Genomic DNA, 20,041 nt, shown 5'->3' with positions numbered 1-20,041 from the left:
TACGGGCGCCGGGACGCGGCCCGGCATCCGGCATCACCCTGGGAGGACCCTGGCTTCCCCGGCCCGCTCCTGGTCGGCCGCCCAGGCGTAGGCCGGCTCGTCGTGCAGCAGCGCCGCGTGCGGGCCGCGGGCCACGACGCGTGCGGCGCCGTCGTCGCCGGCGTCGGCGGAGGTGCCGAGCAGCAGCACCTCGTCCGCGACGGCGAGCGGCGTGAGGCGGTGCGAGGCGACGACGACCGCGCGCCCGGTGCCGCGGGCGTGCGCCGCGAGGGTGGCGACGAGCGCGTCGGCGGTGGCGGCGTCGAGGTGCTCGGCGGGCTCGTCGACGAGGAGCACGTGGGCGGGCGCCAGCAGGGCCCGGGCGATCAGGAGCCGCCGGCGCTCGCCGCCGGAGACGTCGGCGCCGTCCGGGCCGAGCATGGCGTCGAGGCCGTCGGGCAGCCCGGCGAGCCAGGCGTCCAGGCCGACGGCTGCGAGCGCGTCGCGCGCGTCGTCCGCGGTGACGTCGGGCCGCGCGACGCGGAGGTTCTCCAGCACGGTGGTGCCGAACAGGTGCCCGTCCTCGGCGACGAACAGCGCGCCGCCGTCGCCCGCCCGGACGGCGCCGGAGCGCGCCGGCAGCAGCCCGGCCGCCGTGAGCAGCAGCGTCGTCTTGCCCGCGCCGGACGGTCCCGCCAGCGCGACGACGTCGCCCGGCCGCAGCGCGAGGTCGACGCCCGCGACCACGGTGCGGTCCGCCCATCCGGCGTCGACGGCGTCGAGCTCCAGCAACGTGTCAGACGTGTGGGGTGCCCCGGTGGGCCGGGCGTCCGACAGGTCGGGGAGGAGGGCCACGAGCCGGCGGGCGGCCTCCCGCGACCGGCGCAGCTGGACGGCGGCGGCGGGCAGCGTCGACGTCGCCTCGAAGACGGCGAGCGGCGTGAGCACGACGACGGCCAGCTCGACGGGCGTCAGCGTGCCCGCCGCGACGGCGGGGAGCCCGAGCAGCAGCGAGCACAGCACGGCGAGGGTCTGCGCCCCGGCGTCGATCGCGGCCGACGTGCCGGAGATGCGCGCGCCGTCGTCGGTGGAGCGGGTGAGCCGAGCGTCCGTGGCGCGCAGGCCGGCGAGCCGGTCGTCGAGCCGGCCGGCGACGCGCAGCTGCTGACCGTCCTCCAGCAGCTCGAGCGCGCGTCCGGTCACCTCGGCCCGGGCGGCGGCGCCCCGGCGCTCGACCGACGCCGCCGCGCGGGACGCCAGCCACGGCGCCAGCACGCCGGTGAGGAGCAGGCACCCCAGCAGGGTGGCCCCCGCGGCGGGCAGGAACGCCCCCACGAGGACCACGGAGCCGAGCCCCACGCACGCGGCCACCCCGGCCGGGATCAGCGCCCGGACGACGACGTCGCCCACCGCGTCGACGTCGGCGCCGACGCGGGCGAGCAGGTCGCCGCGGCGCAGCGCGATCACGCGCGTCACCGGCCCGCGGGCCAGCGCGTCGTAGAGGTTGGCGCGCAGGGCGGCCATGCCGCGCAGCGCGACGTCGTGGGAGGCGAGCCGCTCGAGGTAGCGCAGCACGCCGCGGCCGGTGCCGAAGGCGCGCACGGCGACGACGGCCACCGAGAGCTGCAGCACGGGCGGCATCTGCGACGCGCGGGCGATGAGCCATGCCGCGGCGGCGGCCAGGCCCACGGAGAACCCGAGCGCCAGCGTGCCGAGCGCGACGGCGCGCGCCACGCGGGTCCAGCGCACCTCCAGCAGGGGCAGCACCCGGCGCAGCGGGTCGACGGGGCGGGTGGCGGCGCTCACGACGCCCCCGCCTCGGCCGGCCCGACGGCGCGCGAGGCGACGTCCACCACCTGGTCCGCGAGTGCCAGCAGCGACGCCCGGTGCGCGACGACGACGACCGTGCGCCCGGCGTCGCGCCAGGCGCGCACGGTGTCGAGCACGACCTGCTCGCCGCGGGCGTCGAGGTGCGCGGTGGGCTCGTCGAGCAGCACGAGGGGCGGGGGAGCGCCGTCGCCGGAGGCCTCCCCGTCCAGGAGGGCGGCCGCGAGCGCGACCCGCTGCCGCTGGCCGACGCTGAGGCCGGTGCCGCCGAGCCCGACCGGGGTGTCCCACCCCAGCGGCAGCGCCGCGACGACGTCGTCCAGGCCGGTGGTGCGGGCGGCGGCGGCCAGGGCGTCGTCGGGGACCGGGCGACCGTCCGTCACGGCGTCGCGCACGGTGCCGGGGGCCAGGGTGGGGCGTTGCGGCACCCAGGTGACCTGGGGCCACCAGGTGGCCGGGTCGACGTCGGCCAGGTCGACGGGGCGCGTATCGACGGGAGCCCCGCCGACGTCCTGCGAGACGGGCTCGACGAGCACCCGGCCCTCGTCGGGGCGCAGCAGCCCCAGGAGGACGAGCGCCGTCGTGGACTTGCCCGCGCCGCTGGCGCCGCGCAGCGCGACGACCCGACCGCCGCCGGGGCGGCCGCTGCCGAGCGGCACCCGCGCGGTGAGCCCGGCGGGGGCGAGGATGCCGCGGTCGCCGGCGCGCACGCCGACGCCGTCGAGCACGAGGGTCGCGCCGGCGAGCGCCGGCGCGGGCGTGGTGCCCGCGGCCGGGGCCGGCCGCTCGAGGAGGGCGAAGGCGTGCTCCGCGGCGGCGAGGCCGTCGGTGGACGCGTGGAACTCCGCGCCCACGCGGCGCAGCGGCAGGTAGACCTCGGGCGCGAGCACGAGCACGGCGATGGCGGGCACCAGGGCGATCATCCCCTCGACGAGGCGCAGGCCGACGCCGACGGCGACGATTGCGACCGACAGCGTGGTCAGCAGCTCCAGCACCATCCCGGACAGGAACGCGATCCGCAGCGTGCCCATCGTGGCGCGCCGCGACGCGTCGCCGAGGGAGCGCACGCGGGCGCCGGGCCCGACCTCGCGACCGAAGGCCCGCAGGGTGGGCAGCCCGGCCAGCAGGTCGAGCACCTGCGACCCCAGCCGCTCGATGGTGCGCAGCCGACGCTCCGAGGCGCCCGCGGTCATGACGCCGACCAGCCACATGAACAGCGGCACGAGCGGCAGCGTCACGACGCAGATCAGCGCGGAGACCCAGTCCAGGCCGAGCACGACCAGCACGAGCACCGGGGTGAGGATCGCCGTGAGCAGCAGCTGCGGCAGGTAGCGCACGAGGTACGGGCCCAGGTCGTCCAGACCGCGCGTGGCGAGCGTCGCCGTGGCGGCGGGCCCCTCGCCCTCGCTGCCGTCCCCGGCCGGCCGCGGGCCCAGCGCCACCGCGTGCGCCACGACCTGCTCGCGCAGCTCGGCGACGACGTCGGCCGCCGCCTTCTGCGCGTACCGCTCCTGCGCCCAGGCGATCAGGGCGCGCGCGGCGATCGCGGCGACGAGCGCCCCGAGCCACGGCGCGACGTCGGCCAGGGCGAGCGGCGCACCCGCGCTGCCCGCCGTGACCGCCGGCCCGAGGGTGTGCGCGATGGCGAAGGCCTGGAGCACGACGGCGCCGGCGGCGGCGACGCCGAGGGCCGCGGTCAGGGCGACGTACCACCGGGCCGCGCGCGCACGCCGCAGCAGGCGGGGGTCGAGGGGCTTCACGGGATCAGGCCAGGGGTCGGCACAGAGGTCAGTATCGACGACGGGGCGCGCGTCAGAACGCCGCGTCCTTGATCTTCTGCCACGACAGCCCGGCCGGGGCGGGGATGTCCTTGCTGGAGAGGCGACGGCGGAAGATCCAGTACGTCCACGCCTGGTAGGCGATCACGAGCGGCGTGAGCACCACCGCGACCCACGACATCACGGTGAGGGTGTAGGGCGTCGAGGCCGCCTCCGCCACCGTGAGGGCCTCGCCGCCGTCGAGGGCGGGGATGACGTCGGGGTACATGGATCCGAAGATCAGCACGACGGCGCTCGCGATGGCGACGGCCGACAGCGTGAACGCCCAGCCCTCCCGCCGCGCCCGGGCGGCCACGACCACGCCGACGAGCGCGAGAGCCGCGACCGCGACGGCCGCCCACGTCCAGGTCGTCGAGTAGGCGACCTGGGCCCATACCGCCCAGCCGCCCGCGACGACGAGCGCCACGACCGACAGCGCCGCCGCGAGCCGGCCCGCGCGCTCGCGCACGTCGCCGTCGGTCTTGAGGGCCACGAAGACGCTGCCGTGCAGGAGGAAGAGCACCAGCGTGGTGAGGCCGCCGAGCAGCGCGAACGGGTTGAGCAGCGCCCAGAACCCGCCCACGTACTGGTGGGACTCGTTCAGCAGCAGCCCGCGCACCAGGTTGCCGAACGCCACGCCCCACATGATCGACGGGATCCACGACCCGAACTGGATGGCGACGTCGCAGCGCCGCGCCCAGCGGGCGTCGGAGATCTTGCCGCGGTACTCGAACGCGACGCCGCGGGCGATGAGGCCCAGCAGGATGATCAGCAGCGGCAGGTAGAAGCCGGAGAACATCGTGGCGTACCACTCCGGGAAGGCGGCGAAGGTGGCGCCGCCCGCCGTGAGCAGCCACACCTCGTTCCCGTCCCACACCGGGCCGATCGTGTTGATCAGCACCCGGCGCTCCTTGTCGCGCTGCTCCTTGCCGCCACGCGGCAGGATCGACAGCAGCATGCCGACGCCGAAGTCGAAGCCCTCGAGCACGAGGTAGCCGGTCCACAGGACGGCGATGATGACGAACCAGAGGATCGCGAGGTCCACGGGGTCTCCCAGTCTCGGTCGAGGGCGCTCAGTACGCGAAGGACAGCGGGCGGTCGGCGTCGTCGGGGTCCTGCGCCTCCGGCGACTCGTCGCGGACGGCGTCCGGGACCCCCTCGACCGCGTACCGGTGCATGAGGCGGTACCAGACGACGGCGAGCACCGCGTAGACGAGCGTCAGCACGATCATCGACGTGAGGATCACCCCCGCCGGCACCGCCGTGGACACGCCTCGCTCGGTGAGCAGCCGTACCTGGTCGATGCCCGTCGGGTTCGGCGCCACCACCCAGGGCTGTCGCCCCACCTCCGTGAAGATCCACCCGAACGAGCAGGCCAGGAACGGCGTGGGGATGGCGACGAGGCCCAGCCTGGCGAGCCACACGTTGTCGCTCACCCTGCCCTTGCGGGTGGCCCACAGCGCCGTCAGCGCGAGCGCCAGGGAGAACACGGCGAGGCCGATCATGAGCCGGAACGACCAGTAGGTGATGGCCAGCGGCGGCGTGTAGGTGACGGGCTCGCCCGAGGCGGTGACGTCGCCGTACCGCTCGGTGTACTGCTCCTGCACGTCGTAGACGCCGGGCAGGTAGGACTCGGGGCCCGAGAAGTGGCCGGTGCCGAGGAAGCTCGTGACGCCCGGCACGGAGATGAGGTGGTCCACGTCCTCGCACCCGGCGTACAGGGGGCCGACGGCCAGGATGGAGAACTCGGCGGCCTCGGTGCCCTCGCACAGGGCCTCGGCCGACGACATCTTGCCCGGCTGCTGCTCGTACATGAGCTTGCCCTGGAGGTCGCCGGACCAGATCACGCCGGCGCCGGCGATGATCATGGTCCACACGCCGACGAGGACGGCGGGCCGGTAGACGGTGCGCGCCTTCTCGACGTTCTCCGGCCTCTTGCTGCGCACGAGCCGGACCATCCACCAGGTGGCGACGCCGCAGACGAAGGTGCCGGCGGTGAGGAACGCGGCCGAGATGGTGTGCGGGAACGCGGCCCACAGCGTGTTGTTGGAGAGCACCGCGCCGATCGACTCCATCTCGGCGCGCCCGGTCTCCTCGTTGTAGATCGTGCCCACCGGGTGCTGCATCCACGAGTTCGCCGCGAGGATGAAGAACGCCGAGAGGTTCGTCGCGAGGGCGAACAGCCAGATGGCCGCGAGGTGGACCTTCTTCGACACGCGGTCCCAGCCGAAGATCCACAGGCCGAGGAAGACCGACTCGACGAAGAAGGCGGCCAGCGCCTCCATCGCGAGCGGCGCGCCGAAGACGTCGCCCACGAAGCGGGAGTACTCGCTCCACGCCATCCCGAACTGGAACTCCTGCCAGATGCCGGTGACCACGCCCAGCGCGAAGTTGATGAGCAGGAGCTTGCCGAAGAACTTGGTCAGCCGGAGCCAGCGCTCCTTCTTGGTGACGACCCACGCCGTCTGCATCCCGGCGACCAGCGGTGCGAGACCGATGGTCAGCGGGACGAAGATGAAGTGATAGACGGTCGTGATGGCGAACTGCCAGCGGGCCAGTGCGAGGGCGTCCACGGGTTCTCCTTGCTCACTCGTCCGAGCGGTCCTTCGACCGTAGGACCACCGGTGTGCGGGCGCACGACCAGTGCTGTCGTCGTCACGGGACGGGGTTCGTGAAGACTTTCACGATCTAAGTAGTGAAGGTCTTCACAAGTCAAGCCGGCGCGTCGCCGGCCCGGTGCCCGACCGCGCCGTGCGGCGGCGGGTCACGCGGTGGGGCCCTCAGGATGCGATACTGGTCCGAAGCCGTCCTGGCCCACATCCCGGGGCGGCCCACGAGCTCGCAGCACTCGCGATCCGCACGCGATGCCGCCGCCAGGCACGAGGCCGGGCGGCGCGTCCGCGAAGAGCGCGGTGCCGCAGCCGGAACCGAGACTTCCGTCGGCCGGCGCGCCGAGCAGCGCGCCTGTCCGACGACGACCACCGGTGGCCCGCACGTGTGGGGGCGGGGCCGCCGGAGCTGGAGCGCCTTCCGTGACGTCCGACAACCCGACCGACGCCGCCCGCAAGCCCGCCCGCCGTCGCGCCACCCGGCCCGCCGCCGCCCCGACGGGCCCGCAGGCCGAGCAGGCCGCTGCCCCGGCAGCGACGCCCGACGTGGCGCCGCCGTCGTCTCTCTCCGACCTCGTGCTGCCGGAGCGCGCCGACGCCCGGGCCGACGCGTCCGCAGGGGCCAGCGCGTCCCTCGCCGACATCGTCCTGCCGGAGAGCCCCGCCGGCCGCGCGGCCGAGGGCGCTGCCGAGAAGCCGGCACGTACGCGGCGCCGCGCCACCCGCGCCACCGGCGCGCAACCCGCCGCGGAGCCCGCGACCGAGCCGGCCGCGAAGCCCGTCGAGGCGGAGCCGGCCGGCGACGCCCCCGCCGCCGAGGCTGAGGCCGCACCCGCCACGGGGCGTGGCGCGTCCGGCACCGCCCGCACCCGGGCCCGTCGGACCGCGGCGCCGAAGGCGGAGGCTCCCGCCGGGACGACCGAGGACGTCGCGCAGGCCGAGGCCGCCGACCCCGCCCCCGCGACGAAGGCTCCGGCGAAGAAGACGACCCGGAAGGCCGCCACGCGCAAGGCCTCGGGCGGGGAGAAGTCCACCGAGAAGGTCGCCGAGAAGGACACCGCGCAGGCCGCGAAGAAGACCACCGAGAAGGTCGCCGCGACGCCGGCCGAGAGCGTCGCGGAGGCGCCCGCCGAGCAGACCGCGCCGCGGTCGCCGGCCGCGCGAGGCGGCGGGTCGGCCACCCCGCGGCTCGCGACGACCGCCGTGCTGTTCCAGGCCCCCGACCTGTCGACCGCGCGCCGGTCCCGCCGCGCCCAGGCCCCCGCTGGCCCGCCGCGTCCGCACGACGCCCCGGCCGAGGAGCAGGCGACCGCGCCCCAGCCCGAGGCGGCGGCGAGCGCGCCCGAGAAGACCCCCGCGGTCGAGCCGTCGAAGGGCGAGCCGACGCGGACCCGCTCGCGCCGTGCCACGCGCGGCACCCGTGCGGCGAAGGCCGCGGAGCCCACCGAGCAGGCGGCTCCGGAGGCCCCCGTCGAGGAGCCCGCTGCCGATGCGGCGCCCGTCGTGGAGGCCGTCGAGTCGCCGGTCGAGGCGCCCGCCGTCACCGACGTCGAGCTCAGCGAGGACGAGGCCGCCGCGGTCGAGGAGGTCGGCGCGATCGAGTCCGAGCTCGTGGCCGAGGGCGTCGAGCTCGTCGACCTGGGCCCGGAGGACCTGAGCGACGAGGAGGGCGAGGACGACGAGATCCGTCCGCGCCGGCGCCGTCGCCGGGGTGGTCGTGGCCGTCGCGGCGGTCGCCGCCCCGAGGGCGAGGCCGGTCCCGACGGCGACCTCGACGAGGACTCCGACGAGGGTGCCCGCGAGGACGAGCGCCCCGCCGAGGCGGACGCCGACGAGCAGGGCGACGACCGCGCCGAGGACCACGCCGGCGAGCAGGGCGACGAGCAGGGCGAGGACGAGGGCGGCGACTCCGCCTCGAGCCGTCGCCGTCGCCGTCGTCGGCGCGGCACCCGCCAGGAGCGGGCCGAGGCCGCCGTCGCGCGCACCCGCGACCGCGACGAGGTCACGGCCCTCAAGGGCTCGACACGACTCGAGGCGAAGCGTCAGCGCCGCCGCGAGGGCCGCGACGCCGGGCGGCGCCGCCAGATCATCACCGAGGCCGAGTTTCTCGCGCGCCGCGAGTCCGTGACCCGGTCGATGGTCGTGCGCGAGCGCGACGGCCGCACGCAGATCGCCGTGCTCGAGGACGGCGTGCTCGTGGAGCACTACGTCTCGCAGCAGTCGCAGGCGTCGATGGTGGGCAACGTCTACCTCGGCCGCGTGCAGAACGTGCTGCCGAGCATGGAGGCCGCGTTCGTCGACGTCGGCAAGGGGCGCAACGCGGTCCTGTACGCCGGCGAGGTGAACTGGGACGCCGCCGGGCTCGAGGGCCAGCCGCGCCGCATCGAGGAGGCCCTGAAGTCGGGCGACTCCGTGCTCGTGCAGGTCACCAAGGACCCGATCGGGCACAAGGGCGCCCGGCTGACCTCGCAGGTCACGCTCGCCGGTCGCTACCTGGTGTTCGTGCCGGGCGGGGGCATGACCGGCATCAGCCGCAAGCTCCCCGACACGGAGCGCAGCCGGCTCAAGAAGATCCTCCGCGACGTCGTGCCCGAGGGCGCGGGCGTCATCGTGCGCACCGCCGCCGAGGGGGCGAGCGAGGCCGAGCTGCGCGCGGACGTCGAGCGTCTCGAGTCGCAGTGGGCCTCGATCCAGAAGAAGTCGTCGTCCGCCAGCGCCCCGGCGCTGCTGCAGGGCGAGCCGGACCTCGCGATCCGCGTCGTGCGCGACATCTTCAACGACGACTTCTCGTCTCTGCAGATCGAGGGCCAGGGCGCGTGGGACGAGATCGCGCAGTACGTCGAGGAGCTCGCCCCCGACCTGCGCGACCGCGTGACGAAGTGGACGGAGAGCACCGACGTGTTCGCCGTGCACCGCGTGGACGAGCAGCTGGCCAAGGGCATGGACCGCAAGGTCTGGCTGCCCTCCGGCGGGTCGCTGGTCATCGACCGCACCGAGGCCATGACGGTCATCGACGTCAACACCGGCAAGTTCACCGGCGCGGGCGGCACGCTCGAGGAGACCGTCACGCGGAACAACCTCGAGGCGGCCGAGGAGATCGTGCGCCAGCTGCGGCTGCGCGACATCGGCGGCATCGTCGTCATCGACTTCATCGACATGGTGCTCGAGTCGAACCGCGACCTGGTGCTGCGCCGCCTCGTGGAGTGCCTGGGCCGCGACCGGACCAAGCACCAGGTGGCCGAGGTCACCTCGCTCGGCCTCGTCCAGATGACGCGCAAGCGCGTGGGCCAGGGCCTGGTCGAGGCGTTCTCCGAGACCTGCGAGCACTGCAAGGGCCGCGGGTTCATCGTGCACAGCGAGCCGATCGAGAAGAACGGCGCCCACCAGCACCACGACGGCGACCAGGGCGAGGGGGCGAAGCGGTCGCGCCGCAAGCGCGGCGGCAAGCAGGCCGAGGCCGCCCCGGCCCCCGCGGCCGAGGTGCCGACCCTGCCCGAGGACCGCTCGGAGGCGCGCGAGGCCGTCAAGGCCACGCTCGCCACGATCGCGGCCGCGGCGGCGCACGCCCACGAGCACGAGCACGACGCCAAGGACGGTGCCGCCGACGGCGCGAAGGACCGTGCGCAGGACGCCGCCCCGGCGGCGGACGCGCGCGCCGCGGCGGCTCCGGCCGCCCCGGCGCCTCTGGCCCTGCCGGAGCCCGTGGAGCCCCCCGCCGTGACGCCCGTCGCGCCGGAGACGCTCATCGAGCTGCCCGAGCGGAAGCCGGAGCCGGAGCCCGAGCCCGGGACGGCGGCCGAACCCGCCACGAAGCCCGTGAAGAAGGCTCCGCGCCGCGCGCGCAAAGGAGCCGGAGCCCCGAAGCCTGCTCAGTCGGGTGCTGGGGAGACTGCGGCCTCGGGAGTGACCGGCACCGAGTGACCTGACCGCGAGGTCGAGGCGAGGGCCCGGGGGCGATGTCCATGACATCGCCCCCGGGCTCTGTCGTCGGGTTCTGCCGTGTCGCCGGGGCGTGTCATGCTCGGGCCATGACGGCGGACGACCGCAGCGGTGGGCGGCTCGAGGTGATCGCCGGCCCGATGTTCGCCGGCAAGACGGAGGAGCTGGTGCGCCGCGTGCACCGGGCGCAGGTGGCGCGCCGCGGGGTGCTCGTCGTCGCGCACGAGCTCGACACGCGCAGCGGGCCCGGCCGGGTGGCGTCCCACTCCGGGCTGGAGATGCCGTCGCGCAGCGTGCGGGACGCCGAGGAGATCCCGGGCCTCGTCGCGGAGGGCACGGAGCTGGTGGCCGTCGACGAGGCGCAGTTCTTCGGCCCCGACCTCGTGGGCGTCGTCACGGCGCTGGCCGACACCGGCCTCGTGGTCGTGGTCGCAGGGCTGTCCGTGACGTTCGACGGCCGCGCGTTCGCGCCGCTGCCCGAGCTGATGTCGGTCGCCGAGTCGGTCACGAAGCTCACCGCGGTGTGCGCGGTCTGCGGGCGCGACGCGGCGTTCCACGTCAGGCTCGAGGCGACGCCGGCAGACGACGACGCGCTGGCCCCGACGTCGGGCCACGTGGGGGGGTCCGAGTCGTACGAGGCGCGCTGCCGGCAGCACCGCGCGGGCTGACGCAGGAGCGGGCGCGTCGTCGGACGCTCAGCGGCGCCCGAGCCGCTGCCGCATCGGGCAGTCGAACGGGTCGCGGGCGGCGAGCCCGACCTCGTTGAGGTAGCGCACGACGATCGCGTACGAGCGCAGCAGGGAGGTCTCGGTGTAGGGCAGCCCGAGCCGTGCGCAGTGCGCACGGACGAGGAGGCGCGCCCGCGCCAGGTGCGGCCGGGGCATGCTCGGGAACAGGTGGTGCTCGACCTGGAGGTTGAGGCCGCCCATGAGGACGCTCATCCAGGCGCCGCCGCGCACGTTGCGGGAGGTGAGCACCTGCTTGGAGAGGAAGTCGATCCGGCTGCCCTCGGGGATCATGGTCATGCCCTTGTGGTTGGGCGCGAACGTCGCGCCCATGTAGACGCCGAACACGGCGAGCTGCACGCCGAGGAACGCGAACCCGAGCCCGAGCGGCAGCCACCAGAAGATCACGGCGACGTAGAGGGTCAGGCGCACCAGGATCGTGATCAGCTCGCGCCGCCGCGAGGCCCGGTCCTCCGGCGTGCCGGTCAGCAGCGACCGCACGGCGGTCACGTGCAGGTTGAGCCCCTCGAGGGTGAGCAGCGGGAAGAAGAGCCAGCCCTGCCGGCGGGTGATCGCGCCCAGGAACCCGTGGTGGTCCGAGGCCGCCTCCTCGGTGAAGGAGATGACGCCCGGCGCGACGTCGGGGTCCTTGCCCACCTGGTTCGGGTTGGCGTGGTGGCGGGTGTGCTTCGTCATCCACCACGAGTAGCTGATCCCGACCACGGCGTTCGCCAGGATGCGGCCGACGCGGTCGTTGAGCGGCCCGGACGCGAAGACCTGCCGGTGCGCCGTCTCGTGGGTGAGGAACGCGAGCTGCGTGAGCACGACCCCCAGCGCGGCCGCGATCAGGAGCTGGAACCACGAGTCGCCCAGCAGGACGAACCCGGTCGTCACGCCGCCGAGCGCCAGGAGGAGGACCAGCGCGTTGACGAGGTAGTAGCCGTACGCCCGGCGCAGCAGCCCGGCGTCGCGGACCTCCCGGGACAGGGCGCCGTAGGTGCTGGTGAACTTCGCCGCGGCGCCGCCGCGCGGGGCGGCGGAGCTGTCGAGGACGGCCGGGACGACTGGGGGCATGCGTGCCTCGCAGGGGTCGGGGTCGACTTCCCAGCCGAGGTGTGAGCGGTCGCTCGGTCGCGCGGATGACTCGAGCCTACGGGGCCGTAGGTTCGGGACAAGGGGGTTGTCCCCCCAGGGCGCGGATCCGTGCGAGGAGGTGCTCGGACGTCGCGGCGTCGGCGGCGGCGACGATGCCGCGCCCGCCGTGCACGGGCCCGCCGTCGAGGTCGGTGACGACGCACCCGGCCGCTTCGCACACGGCGACGCCGGGCAGGAAGTGGACGCTGCCGTCGACGTCGGCCCCGGTCACGTAGGCGGCGTGCCGGCCCGCGGCCACCCAGGCGAGCGCGAGCGAGCTGGACGCGACCCGGACCGCCCAGGCCCCGCGCAGCCCGGCGTCGGCGACGAGCGCGGGCGCCCCGCGGCCGTTGTCGACGTCCATGTTGACGAGGCGGGTCACGGGGGTGGGCGAGGCATCGACGTCGGGGTTCTCCGCCGCGCGCCGCACGCGGGTGCGGACGCCGTCGGTCCACACCACCTCGCCGGTGAGGGGGTCCGCGACGGCCGCGGCCAGCACGTGCTCGACGGCGCCGCGACGCTCCGCGAGGGCGACGTTGACGCCGAACGACGGGACACCGGCGGCGAAGTTGAGCGTGCCGCACAGCGGGTCGACGTACCACCTCCGGGCGCTGTCGCCGCCGGACGCGCCGAGCTCCTCGCCGACGACGGCGTCGCCCGGCCGGGCCGCGGCGAGGACGTCGCGGACCGCCCGCTCGGCGGCGACGTCGGTGTCGGTGGCGAAGTCCAGCCCGACCTTCGCGTGGCGGGTCACGGGTCGCCGGAACGCACCGGCGACCACCGCGGCGCCGGCCAGCGCGGCCTCGACCGCGACCTCGGAATCGATCGTCACGACGCCGAGCATGGCAGAACTTCATCCTCGTCAGACGCCGGACGGCTGCATAGTCTCCTTCGGCACGCAACAGAACGTCGGACAGGACAAGAGATGAAGCGCACGATCGCCGCGATCCTCGCAGGAGCCGTCGTGGCCACCGGCCTCACGGTCGCCCCGGCGCAGGCCGCGTCGAGCGGGTCGGCGGGGAGCGTCAGCCACCCGGACGTCGTGCTGTACAACGGGCAGCACAACAAGACGGCCAAGATCACCTACTCGGTGAAGAACCCGACGAGCGCGCAGATCCATGAATGCTTCGCCGACGAGTCGTACCCCGAGTACGGCGAGGCCTACACCGGTTGGGGCGAGCTCGACTGGTCTATGGACATCGGGTACTACGACCGGTACGGCAACTCCGTGGGTGGTGGGGCGTTCCTCTACTCGGGCAAGAACGCCAGGTCCGGCAGCGTCACCTCGAGCCGCTGGTACGACTGGGAGGACTTCGGGCGGTACTCCGCCAGAGCGGTCGTGGACCGGAGTTTCTCGGTCTACGGAGTCGATGACGAGGGATACACCTGGGAGCACTACTGCACCCTGCCGGAGCGCACCTACTCGGACTCCTTCTCCTTCAAGCGCGCCAGCTACCTGTCCGTCAACGCCACCCCGGAGCCCGTGCGCAAGGGGTCGTCCGTGACGGTCAAGGGCACGCTCCGGTACTGGAACCCCGACTACCACTACGGTGAGGGCGCGCTCCGACCGCTCACGAGCCGCACGGTGAAGATCTACTTCGACCCGTGGGGATCGAAGGGCCCGGTCTACAAGGGGTCCGCGAAGACGTCCAGCAAGGGCACGTACGCCAAGAAGCTCAAGCAGTCGTCGTCGGGCACGTGGATCGTCAAGTACGCCGGAAGCAGCACCCTCACCGCCAAGCAGGCGACGGACGGCGTCAGGGTCCGCTGAGCCCACGCTGTGGCGTTCGGGTCGTGGGGGCCAAAGTCAGGCCCGGTCCTCCACGAGCGGGACGAAGGAGTACGTCCCGTGCTCGGAGGTGCGGACCGCACCGCGCTCGTCGCGGGTCACGAGCACCATGACGTGCCGCACGGGGATCACCATCCGGCCGCCGGGGGCGACCTGGTCGACCAGCTCCGGGGGCAGCCGGGTGGGCGCGGCGGACACGAGCACCCGCTCCCATCCTCCGATGCGCGGGGCGCCCAGGCGGCCGGGGACGGCCCGGGCCACCCGGGCCCAGGGCATGCCGGTGCGGCGCACGTTGGCCGCGCCCCAGGCGGCGAGGTCCGCGTGCCGCTCGAGGCCCAGCACCGACCCGGTGGGCCCGACGAGGCGAGCGAGCAGCGCCGTCGTCCAGCCGGAGCCGGCCCCGACGTCGAGCACGTCCGCACCCACCGGCACCTCGAGGAGCCGGAGCATCGCCGCGACGGTCGACGGCTGCGAGCACGTCTGGCCGTGCCCGATCTCGACGGGGCTGTCCGCCTCGGCCCAGCGGACGCCGGCGCGGGGCAGGAAGCTCCGCCGGTCGACGTCGCGCAGCGCGTTCGTCACCGCGTCGTCGACGCCCCCGGCCCCCGTCGGCAGGGCCGGCCGTCCCGTCCGCCCGGTCATCCCTCCATCGTCGCCCCGGAGCGGTCCGGACACCGGGCGGGACGCCGGGCGAGCAGGCCCGGCCGGGTCGACGATCGGAGGGACGGCCGGCGACGGACGCCGGCCCGCCCGAGATCGGAGGACGACATGGCAGGCACGGTCGCGCGCGTCACGGAGATCACGGCCCGGTCGGACACGAGCTTCGAGGACGCGATCCGCGTCGGCCTCGAGCGCGCGGGCCAGACGGTCCGCCACATCACCGGCGCCTGGGTCAAGGAGCAGAAGGTGGAGGTGTCGGACGGCGCCATCGTCGCGTGGCAGGTGGACCTGCAGGTGACGTTCGTGCTCGAGGGCTGACCGGCGCTCGCTCGAGACCGACCCGTGGGGTGGGGCACGTCACGGCCACCGACGGTGGAGGACGTTTGAACCGATCGGCACCGTGACGTAGTCTTGGACGTCGGCGCGCCTTCGGCGTGCCAGTCCCGTGTGCTCACGACGCACCGCACTCGACCGCCGCGGCGGGCCGAGTTGCAGACCAAGTCGGTGAAGAACGTCGTGCGGCATGCCCAGACCAGGAGAGATGAGCAGCAACGTGGTGTACGCGATCGTCAAGGCCGGTGGCCGTCAGGAGAAGGTGTCCGTCGGGGACATCGTCGTCATGGACCGAGTCAAGGCGCAGGCCGGTGACACGGTGGAGCTGCCCGCTCTGCTTCTGGTGGACGGGGAGAAGGTGACCACCGACGCCGCGAAGCTGGCGAAGGTCACGGTCACCGCCGAGGTCGTGCGGGACGAGAAGGGCCCGAAGATCACGATCCTCAAGTACAAGAACAAGACCGGCTACCGCAAGCGCCAGGGTCACCGTCAGTCGCTGACCCGCCTCAAGGTCACCGGCATCAAGTGACTCACCGCCGGGCCGAGCGCGACACCCCGCAGCACGGCCCGCGGCACTGATCCCCTCGTTCTTCGCAGAAAGCAGGTCTGACAGATGGCACACAAGAAGGGCGCGAGCTCCTCGCGCAACGGTCGTGACTCGAACGCGCAGCGCCTCGGCGTCAAGCGCTACGGCGGTCAGGTCGTCAAGGCCGGCGAGATCATCGTCCGCCAGCGCGGCACCCACTTCCACCCCGGCGAGAACGTCGGCCGTGGCGGCGACGACACGCTGTTCGCGCTGACCGCCGGCTCGGTGGCCTTCGGGACGCGTCGTGGCCGCAAGGTCATCGACATCGTCGCGGCCGAGGTCTGAGCCTCACCGAACGTTTCGACTCACCCGAGTCCACGACGAGGGGCGCACCGTCGCGGTGCGCCCCTCGTCGCTTTGCCTGAGAGGATCTGACCATGGCCAGCTTCGTCGATCGCGTGGTGCTGCACGCCGTGGGCGGTGACGGCGGCCACGGCGTCGCGTCGATCCGCCGCGAGAAGTTCAAGCCCCTGGCGGGGCCCGACGGCGGCAACGGCGGCGACGGCGGCACCGTGAAGCTCGTCGTGGACCCGCAGACGACGACGCTGCTCGAGTACCACCACTCGCCGCACCGCCGCGCGACCAACGGCACGCAGGGCATGGGCGACGACCGCGACGGCGCCAACGGCGGCGACCTCGTGCTCGGCGTGCCCGACGGCACGGTCGTCAAGGACCGCGACGGGAACGTGCTCGCCGACCTGGTGGGCGCGGGCGCGGAGTACGTCGTCGCGCAGGGCGGCCGCGGCGGGCTGGGCAACCGCGCCCTGGCCTCCCCGAAGCGCAAGGCCCCGGGCTTCGCCCTCCTCGGCGAGCCGGGGGAGGAGCACGAGGTCGTCCTCGAGCTCAAGTCGATCGCCGACGTCGCCCTCGTCGGGTACCCGAGCGCCGGTAAGTCCTCGCTGGTCGCGGCGATCTCCGCCGCGCGCCCCAAGATCGCGGACTATCCGTTCACGACGCTCATCCCGAACCTCGGCGTCGTGCAGGCGGGCGACACCCGGTACACCGTGGCCGACGTCCCCGGCCTCATCCCCGGCGCCAGCGAGGGCAAGGGCCTCGGGCTCGAGTTCCTGCGCCACGTCGAGCGCACCGCCGTGCTGGTGCACGTGCTCGACTGCGCCACCCTCGAGCCCGGCCGCGACCCGCTCAGTGACCTGGACGTCATCGAGGCGGAGTTGGCCGCGTACGCCGGCGACCTCGGTATCGAGGGCGGCCGCGTGCCGCTCACCGAGCGCCCCCGTCTCGTCGTGCTCAACAAGATCGACGTGCCCGAGGCGCGCGACCTCGCCGAGCTGGTGCGCCCCGACCTCGAGGCGCGCGGCCTGCGGGTCTTCGAGGTCTCGACCGCCAGCCACGAGGGCCTGCGGCCTCTCACCTTCGCGCTGGGCGAGCTCGTGGAGCGCGCCCGTGCGGCAGCCCCCGCGCCCGAGCCGACGCGCGTCGTGCTGCGCCCGCGCGCCGTCGACGAGGCGGGCTTCACGGTCACCGCGAAGAGGGACCACGAGGGCGTCTACTACGAGGTGCGCGGGTCGAAGCCCGAGCGCTGGGTGCGCCAGACGGACTTCAACAACGACGAGGCCGTCGGGTTCCTCGCGGACCGGCTCGCCAAGCTGGGCGTCGAGGACAAGCTCCTCAAGGCCGGCGCGGTCGCGGGCGACGAGGTGCGCATCGGCGACCCGACCAACGCCGTCGTCTTCGACTGGGAGCCCACGCTCACCACGGGCCCGGAGCTGCTGGGCGCGCGCGGTACGGACCTGCGGCTCGACGAGAGCGCGCGGCCGACGCGCGGCGAGAAGCGCCGCGAGCACCACGAGCGCATGGACGCCAAGACGGAGGCGCGTCGCGAGCTGTGGACCGAGCGCGAGTCGGGTCACTGGACGGACCCCGACGACGCCTGACGGCCGATCCGGCGAGAATGCACGGGTGAACGCCGCCACCTCCCGCGCCAGCCTGCCCACGGCACACCGGATCGTCGTCAAGATCGGTTCGTCGTCGCTCACCGGCCCGGACGGGCACCTGGACCTGGCGGCGCTGCGGGCGCTCGTCGACGTCCTGGCCGCGCGGGTGGCGGGCGGCGCCCAGGTCGTCCTCGTGTCCTCCGGCGCGATCGCGGCCGGCATCGGGCCGCTCGGCCTGAGCGCACGCCCCCGCGACGTCGCGACCATGCAGGCCGCCGCCATGCTGGGCCAGGGGCAGCTGGTGGCCCGGTACACCGAGGCGTTCGCGGCGCACGGCCTGCAGATCGGGCAGGTGCTGCTCACCGCGGAGGACACGGTGCGCCGGTCGCGGTACCGCAACGCGCAGCGCTCCCTGGAGCGATTGCTGGCGCTCGGCGTCGTGCCGGTCGTCAACGAGAACGACGCGGTGACCACCGACGAGCTCACCTTCGGCGACAACGACCGCCTCGCGGCCCTCGTCTCGCACCTCGTGCGGGCCGACGCCATGGTGCTGCTCACCGACGTCGACGGCCTGCACGACGCGCCGCCGTCGCGCCCGGGCGCCCGGCGCATCGCGCACGTGGGGGACCTCGCGGACCTCTCCGGGGTCGAGGTCACCGCGCGCGGGAGCGCGGTCGGCACGGGCGGCATGGTCACCAAGCTCGAGTCGGCCCGGATCGCGACCGGTGCCGGCGTGCCGGTCGTGCTCACCAGCGCGCGGAACGTCGCCGCCGCGCTGGCGGGCGAGGACGTCGGCACGTTCTTCGCGGTCACCGGCCGGCGCACGACGGCGCGGCGGCTGTGGATCGCGCACGCGGCCCAGGCGCACGGCCGCCTCCACCTCGACGACGGCGCGGCGCGGGCCGTGCTCGGCGGTCGCGCGTCGCTGCTGCCCGCGGGCGTCACGCGCGTCGAGGGCACCTTCGAGGCGGGCGACCCGGTGGAGCTGGTCGCGCCCGACGGCGCGGTCGTGGCGCGGGGGCTCGTCTCGTTCGACTCGGGCGAGCTCCCCGGCCTGCTCGGGCGCTCGACGTTCGACCTGCGGGCCGAGCTCGGGGAGGGGTACGACCGCGAGGTCGTGCACCGCGACGACCTGGTGCTCGAGCACCGGCGATGAGTTCGCCGGCCCCCGGGCGTCGGTAGGGGCACGGGCGCGCACGGAGCGCGCCACCGAACCCCGGAGGCCGGCATGCGCCGTCCGCACCACGCCACCCCGACCCCTGCCCGCACCGTCGCCGGCGGCGTCCTCGTCGCATCCCTCACCGCCGTCGCCGCGCTCGTCGTCGCGCCGACGGCGGCCGCCTCGACCGCCGCACCGGCCGCGACTGCCGCGTGCGGGCCCACGAAGACCGGGGTGACCGAGCACTGTGGCGAGCTGGCGGGAGCCCGCTACCGCGTGCTCGTCCCGGACGACTGGAACGGCACGCTCGTGCTGTTCAGCCACGGCCACTACCCGTCGGAGTTCTTAGGCGGCTTCCCCGCGCCCCATCTCCTGGGCAACCAGGAGCTCAGCGAGGGCGTGCTCACCGACCACGGGTACGCCGTCGCGGGCTCGCTCTTCCAGGGCGACGGCCTGGACTTCACGGTCCCAACGGCGGTGGGCGACCAGTCGCGGCTGCTGGACTGGTTCGAGGAGAACGTCGCCGAGCCGGACCGCACCGTGACCTACGGGCAGTCGATGGGCGCGGTGACCGCCGTCAAGCACGCGGAGACCGAGCCGGGGCGGATCGACGGCGTGCTCACCGTGGGCGGCGTCCTGGACTGGGTGGGCCAGCTCGACGCGATCCTCGACATGAACCTCGCGACGCAGGTGCTGCTCACCGACGGCACCGACGCCCACGGCAACCCGATCGAGCTCGTCGACGCCGAGGACCCGGGGGCGAGCCGCGACGCCCTGGTGGCGGCGCTCGCCGAGGCCCAGGAGACGCCCGAGGGGCGGGCCCGCATCTCGCTCATCGCGTCCCTCAACACGGTGACGGGCTGGTACGGGATGAACGAGCCGCGGCCCGCCACGCTCGAGGAGCGGGCCCGCGGCCAGGCGCAGTGGCTGATCGGCGCCTACACGCTGGGCCTCGGGCCCACGGGCCGGGTCGACCTCGAGGCGACGCTGGGCGGCAACCCGAGCAGCACGGACCTGGACCACCTGCGCGCCCGCCTCGCACGGTCGGGCACCGCGCCGGACGTCGTGGCCGCCTACGTGCGGGCCGGGCTCGACCTGCGGGACGACCTGGCGGCGCTGGAGGCCGCGGAGCCGATCGAGGCCGACCCGGCGGCGCGGGCGGCGATGGTCGCGCACCGACCGGAGGGCACGACGCCGTCGCCCGTCCTCACGCTGCACACGACGGGCGACGGCGGGGCGCCGCCGTCGGCCGAGCGCTCGTTCGCGCACCGCGTGCGCGAGGCGGGCGACCCCGGACGGTTCCGCAGCCTGTACGTCGAGCGGGGGGCGCACCTGTCCGTGAGCCTGGGGGAGGAGCTCGTGGCGCTGCGCACGCTGGAGCGGCGCATCGACACCGGCCGCTGGCCGTCGCTCGCGCCGCGCACGCTGAACCGGGCGGCCGACGCGCTGGGGCCGGACTACCGGGCCACGTTCGAGGTCGTCACCCTGCAGACCTTCGACCACGCCCCGGCGTTCACCCGGTTCGTGCCGCCGCCCGCGCCCCGTCCCTCCTGGTGAGAGGGGCCTGCCGCCGCGCGCGCCACCGTCGT

Annotated in this window: 16 protein-coding genes; 9 read left to right on the top strand and 7 right to left on the bottom strand. The window is 74.7% G+C overall.

The window, feature by feature from the left end:
• Window positions 1–33 precede the first annotated feature (33 nt).
• Genes cydC through ACFQ8T_RS06160 form a run of 4 tightly spaced genes read right to left on the bottom strand, consistent with a single transcriptional unit; the run spans window position 34 to window position 6,196 of the window.
• Window positions 34–1,785, bottom strand: a complete 1,752-nt coding sequence (cydC, locus tag ACFQ8T_RS06175) for a thiol reductant ABC exporter subunit CydC (RefSeq protein WP_430545675.1) — start codon at window positions 1,783–1,785, stop codon at window positions 34–36.
• Window positions 1,782–3,566 carry a thiol reductant ABC exporter subunit CydD gene (cydD, locus tag ACFQ8T_RS06170; protein ID WP_430545674.1) on the bottom strand — a complete coding sequence of 595 codons (1,785 nt, stop codon included), beginning with the start codon at window positions 3,564–3,566 and terminating at the stop codon, window positions 1,782–1,784. The genes cydC and cydD overlap by 4 nt, the downstream gene beginning before the upstream one ends.
• Before the next feature lie 52 nt (window positions 3,567–3,618).
• Window positions 3,619–4,668, bottom strand: a complete 1,050-nt coding sequence (gene cydB, locus ACFQ8T_RS06165; protein ID WP_430545673.1) for a cytochrome d ubiquinol oxidase subunit II — start codon at window positions 4,666–4,668, stop codon at window positions 3,619–3,621.
• 28 nt (window positions 4,669–4,696) lie between these two features.
• Window positions 4,697–6,196: a cytochrome ubiquinol oxidase subunit I gene (locus ACFQ8T_RS06160; RefSeq protein ID WP_430545672.1), complete on the bottom strand. Its 1,500-nt coding sequence runs from the start codon at window positions 6,194–6,196 to the stop codon at window positions 4,697–4,699.
• A 459-nt stretch (window positions 6,197–6,655) separates the two neighbouring features.
• Between ACFQ8T_RS06160 and ACFQ8T_RS06155 the strand changes: the two genes are divergently transcribed.
• On the top strand, window positions 6,656–10,153 hold the full coding sequence (locus ACFQ8T_RS06155; RefSeq protein WP_430545671.1) for an Rne/Rng family ribonuclease: 3,498 nt from the start codon (window positions 6,656–6,658) through the stop codon (window positions 10,151–10,153).
• Between the two features lie 107 nt (window positions 10,154–10,260).
• The gene (locus ACFQ8T_RS06150) at window positions 10,261–10,839 is read left to right on the top strand and encodes a thymidine kinase (protein WP_430545670.1); all 579 of its coding nucleotides are present in this window, start codon (window positions 10,261–10,263) and stop codon (window positions 10,837–10,839) included.
• 27 nt (window positions 10,840–10,866) lie between these two features.
• On the opposite strand, the gene ACFQ8T_RS06145 is transcribed toward ACFQ8T_RS06150, so the two are convergent.
• Complete coding sequence (locus tag ACFQ8T_RS06145; RefSeq protein WP_430545669.1) at window positions 10,867–11,970, bottom strand: fatty acid desaturase family protein; 1,104 nt, start codon at window positions 11,968–11,970, stop codon at window positions 10,867–10,869.
• A gap of 76 nt (window positions 11,971–12,046) precedes the next feature.
• Window positions 12,047–12,862, bottom strand: a complete 816-nt coding sequence (locus ACFQ8T_RS06140; RefSeq protein WP_430545668.1) for an inositol monophosphatase family protein — start codon at window positions 12,860–12,862, stop codon at window positions 12,047–12,049.
• Between the two features lie 93 nt (window positions 12,863–12,955).
• Between ACFQ8T_RS06140 and ACFQ8T_RS06135 the strand changes: the two genes are divergently transcribed.
• The gene (locus tag ACFQ8T_RS06135; protein ID WP_430545667.1) at window positions 12,956–13,801 is read left to right on the top strand and encodes a hypothetical protein; all 846 of its coding nucleotides are present in this window, start codon (window positions 12,956–12,958) and stop codon (window positions 13,799–13,801) included.
• Window positions 13,802–13,837: 36 nt separating this feature from the next.
• Here the strand turns inward: ACFQ8T_RS06135 and ACFQ8T_RS06130 are convergent, their stop codons facing one another.
• Window positions 13,838–14,461: a protein-L-isoaspartate O-methyltransferase gene (locus ACFQ8T_RS06130; protein WP_430545666.1), complete on the bottom strand. Its 624-nt coding sequence runs from the start codon at window positions 14,459–14,461 to the stop codon at window positions 13,838–13,840.
• Between the two features lie 126 nt (window positions 14,462–14,587).
• Between ACFQ8T_RS06130 and ACFQ8T_RS06125 the strand changes: the two genes are divergently transcribed.
• The 6 genes from ACFQ8T_RS06125 to ACFQ8T_RS06100 all read left to right on the top strand — a co-directional run bounded on the left by ACFQ8T_RS06125 (window position 14,588) and on the right by ACFQ8T_RS06100 (window position 20,009).
• A complete protein-coding gene (locus ACFQ8T_RS06125) occupies window positions 14,588–14,797 on the top strand; it encodes a dodecin family protein (RefSeq protein WP_429732001.1) in 210 nt (69 codons plus the stop codon).
• A gap of 235 nt (window positions 14,798–15,032) precedes the next feature.
• Window positions 15,033–15,341, top strand: coding sequence for a 50S ribosomal protein L21 (gene rplU / locus ACFQ8T_RS06120; RefSeq protein WP_430545896.1), 309 nt, complete (start codon window positions 15,033–15,035; stop codon window positions 15,339–15,341).
• Between the two features lie 84 nt (window positions 15,342–15,425).
• The gene (gene rpmA, locus ACFQ8T_RS06115) at window positions 15,426–15,683 is read left to right on the top strand and encodes a 50S ribosomal protein L27 (RefSeq protein WP_429764026.1); all 258 of its coding nucleotides are present in this window, start codon (window positions 15,426–15,428) and stop codon (window positions 15,681–15,683) included.
• A gap of 92 nt (window positions 15,684–15,775) precedes the next feature.
• On the top strand, window positions 15,776–17,293 hold the full coding sequence (gene obgE / locus ACFQ8T_RS06110) for a GTPase ObgE (protein WP_430545665.1): 1,518 nt from the start codon (window positions 15,776–15,778) through the stop codon (window positions 17,291–17,293).
• Window positions 17,294–17,318: 25 nt separating this feature from the next.
• On the top strand, window positions 17,319–18,449 hold the full coding sequence (gene proB / locus ACFQ8T_RS06105; RefSeq protein ID WP_430545664.1) for a glutamate 5-kinase: 1,131 nt from the start codon (window positions 17,319–17,321) through the stop codon (window positions 18,447–18,449).
• Between the two features lie 72 nt (window positions 18,450–18,521).
• On the top strand, window positions 18,522–20,009 hold the full coding sequence (locus ACFQ8T_RS06100) for an alpha/beta hydrolase family protein (protein WP_430545663.1): 1,488 nt from the start codon (window positions 18,522–18,524) through the stop codon (window positions 20,007–20,009).
• Window positions 20,010–20,041: the final 32 nt, after the last annotated feature.

Source organism: Isoptericola sp. NPDC056618, from assembly GCF_042792715.1.
In the GTDB taxonomy this organism is placed as follows: Bacteria; Actinomycetota; Actinomycetes; order Actinomycetales; family Cellulomonadaceae; genus Isoptericola; species Isoptericola nanjingensis.
Note: the sequence above shows the minus strand (reverse complement) of the source record. Positions and strands in the feature narration are given on the sequence as shown.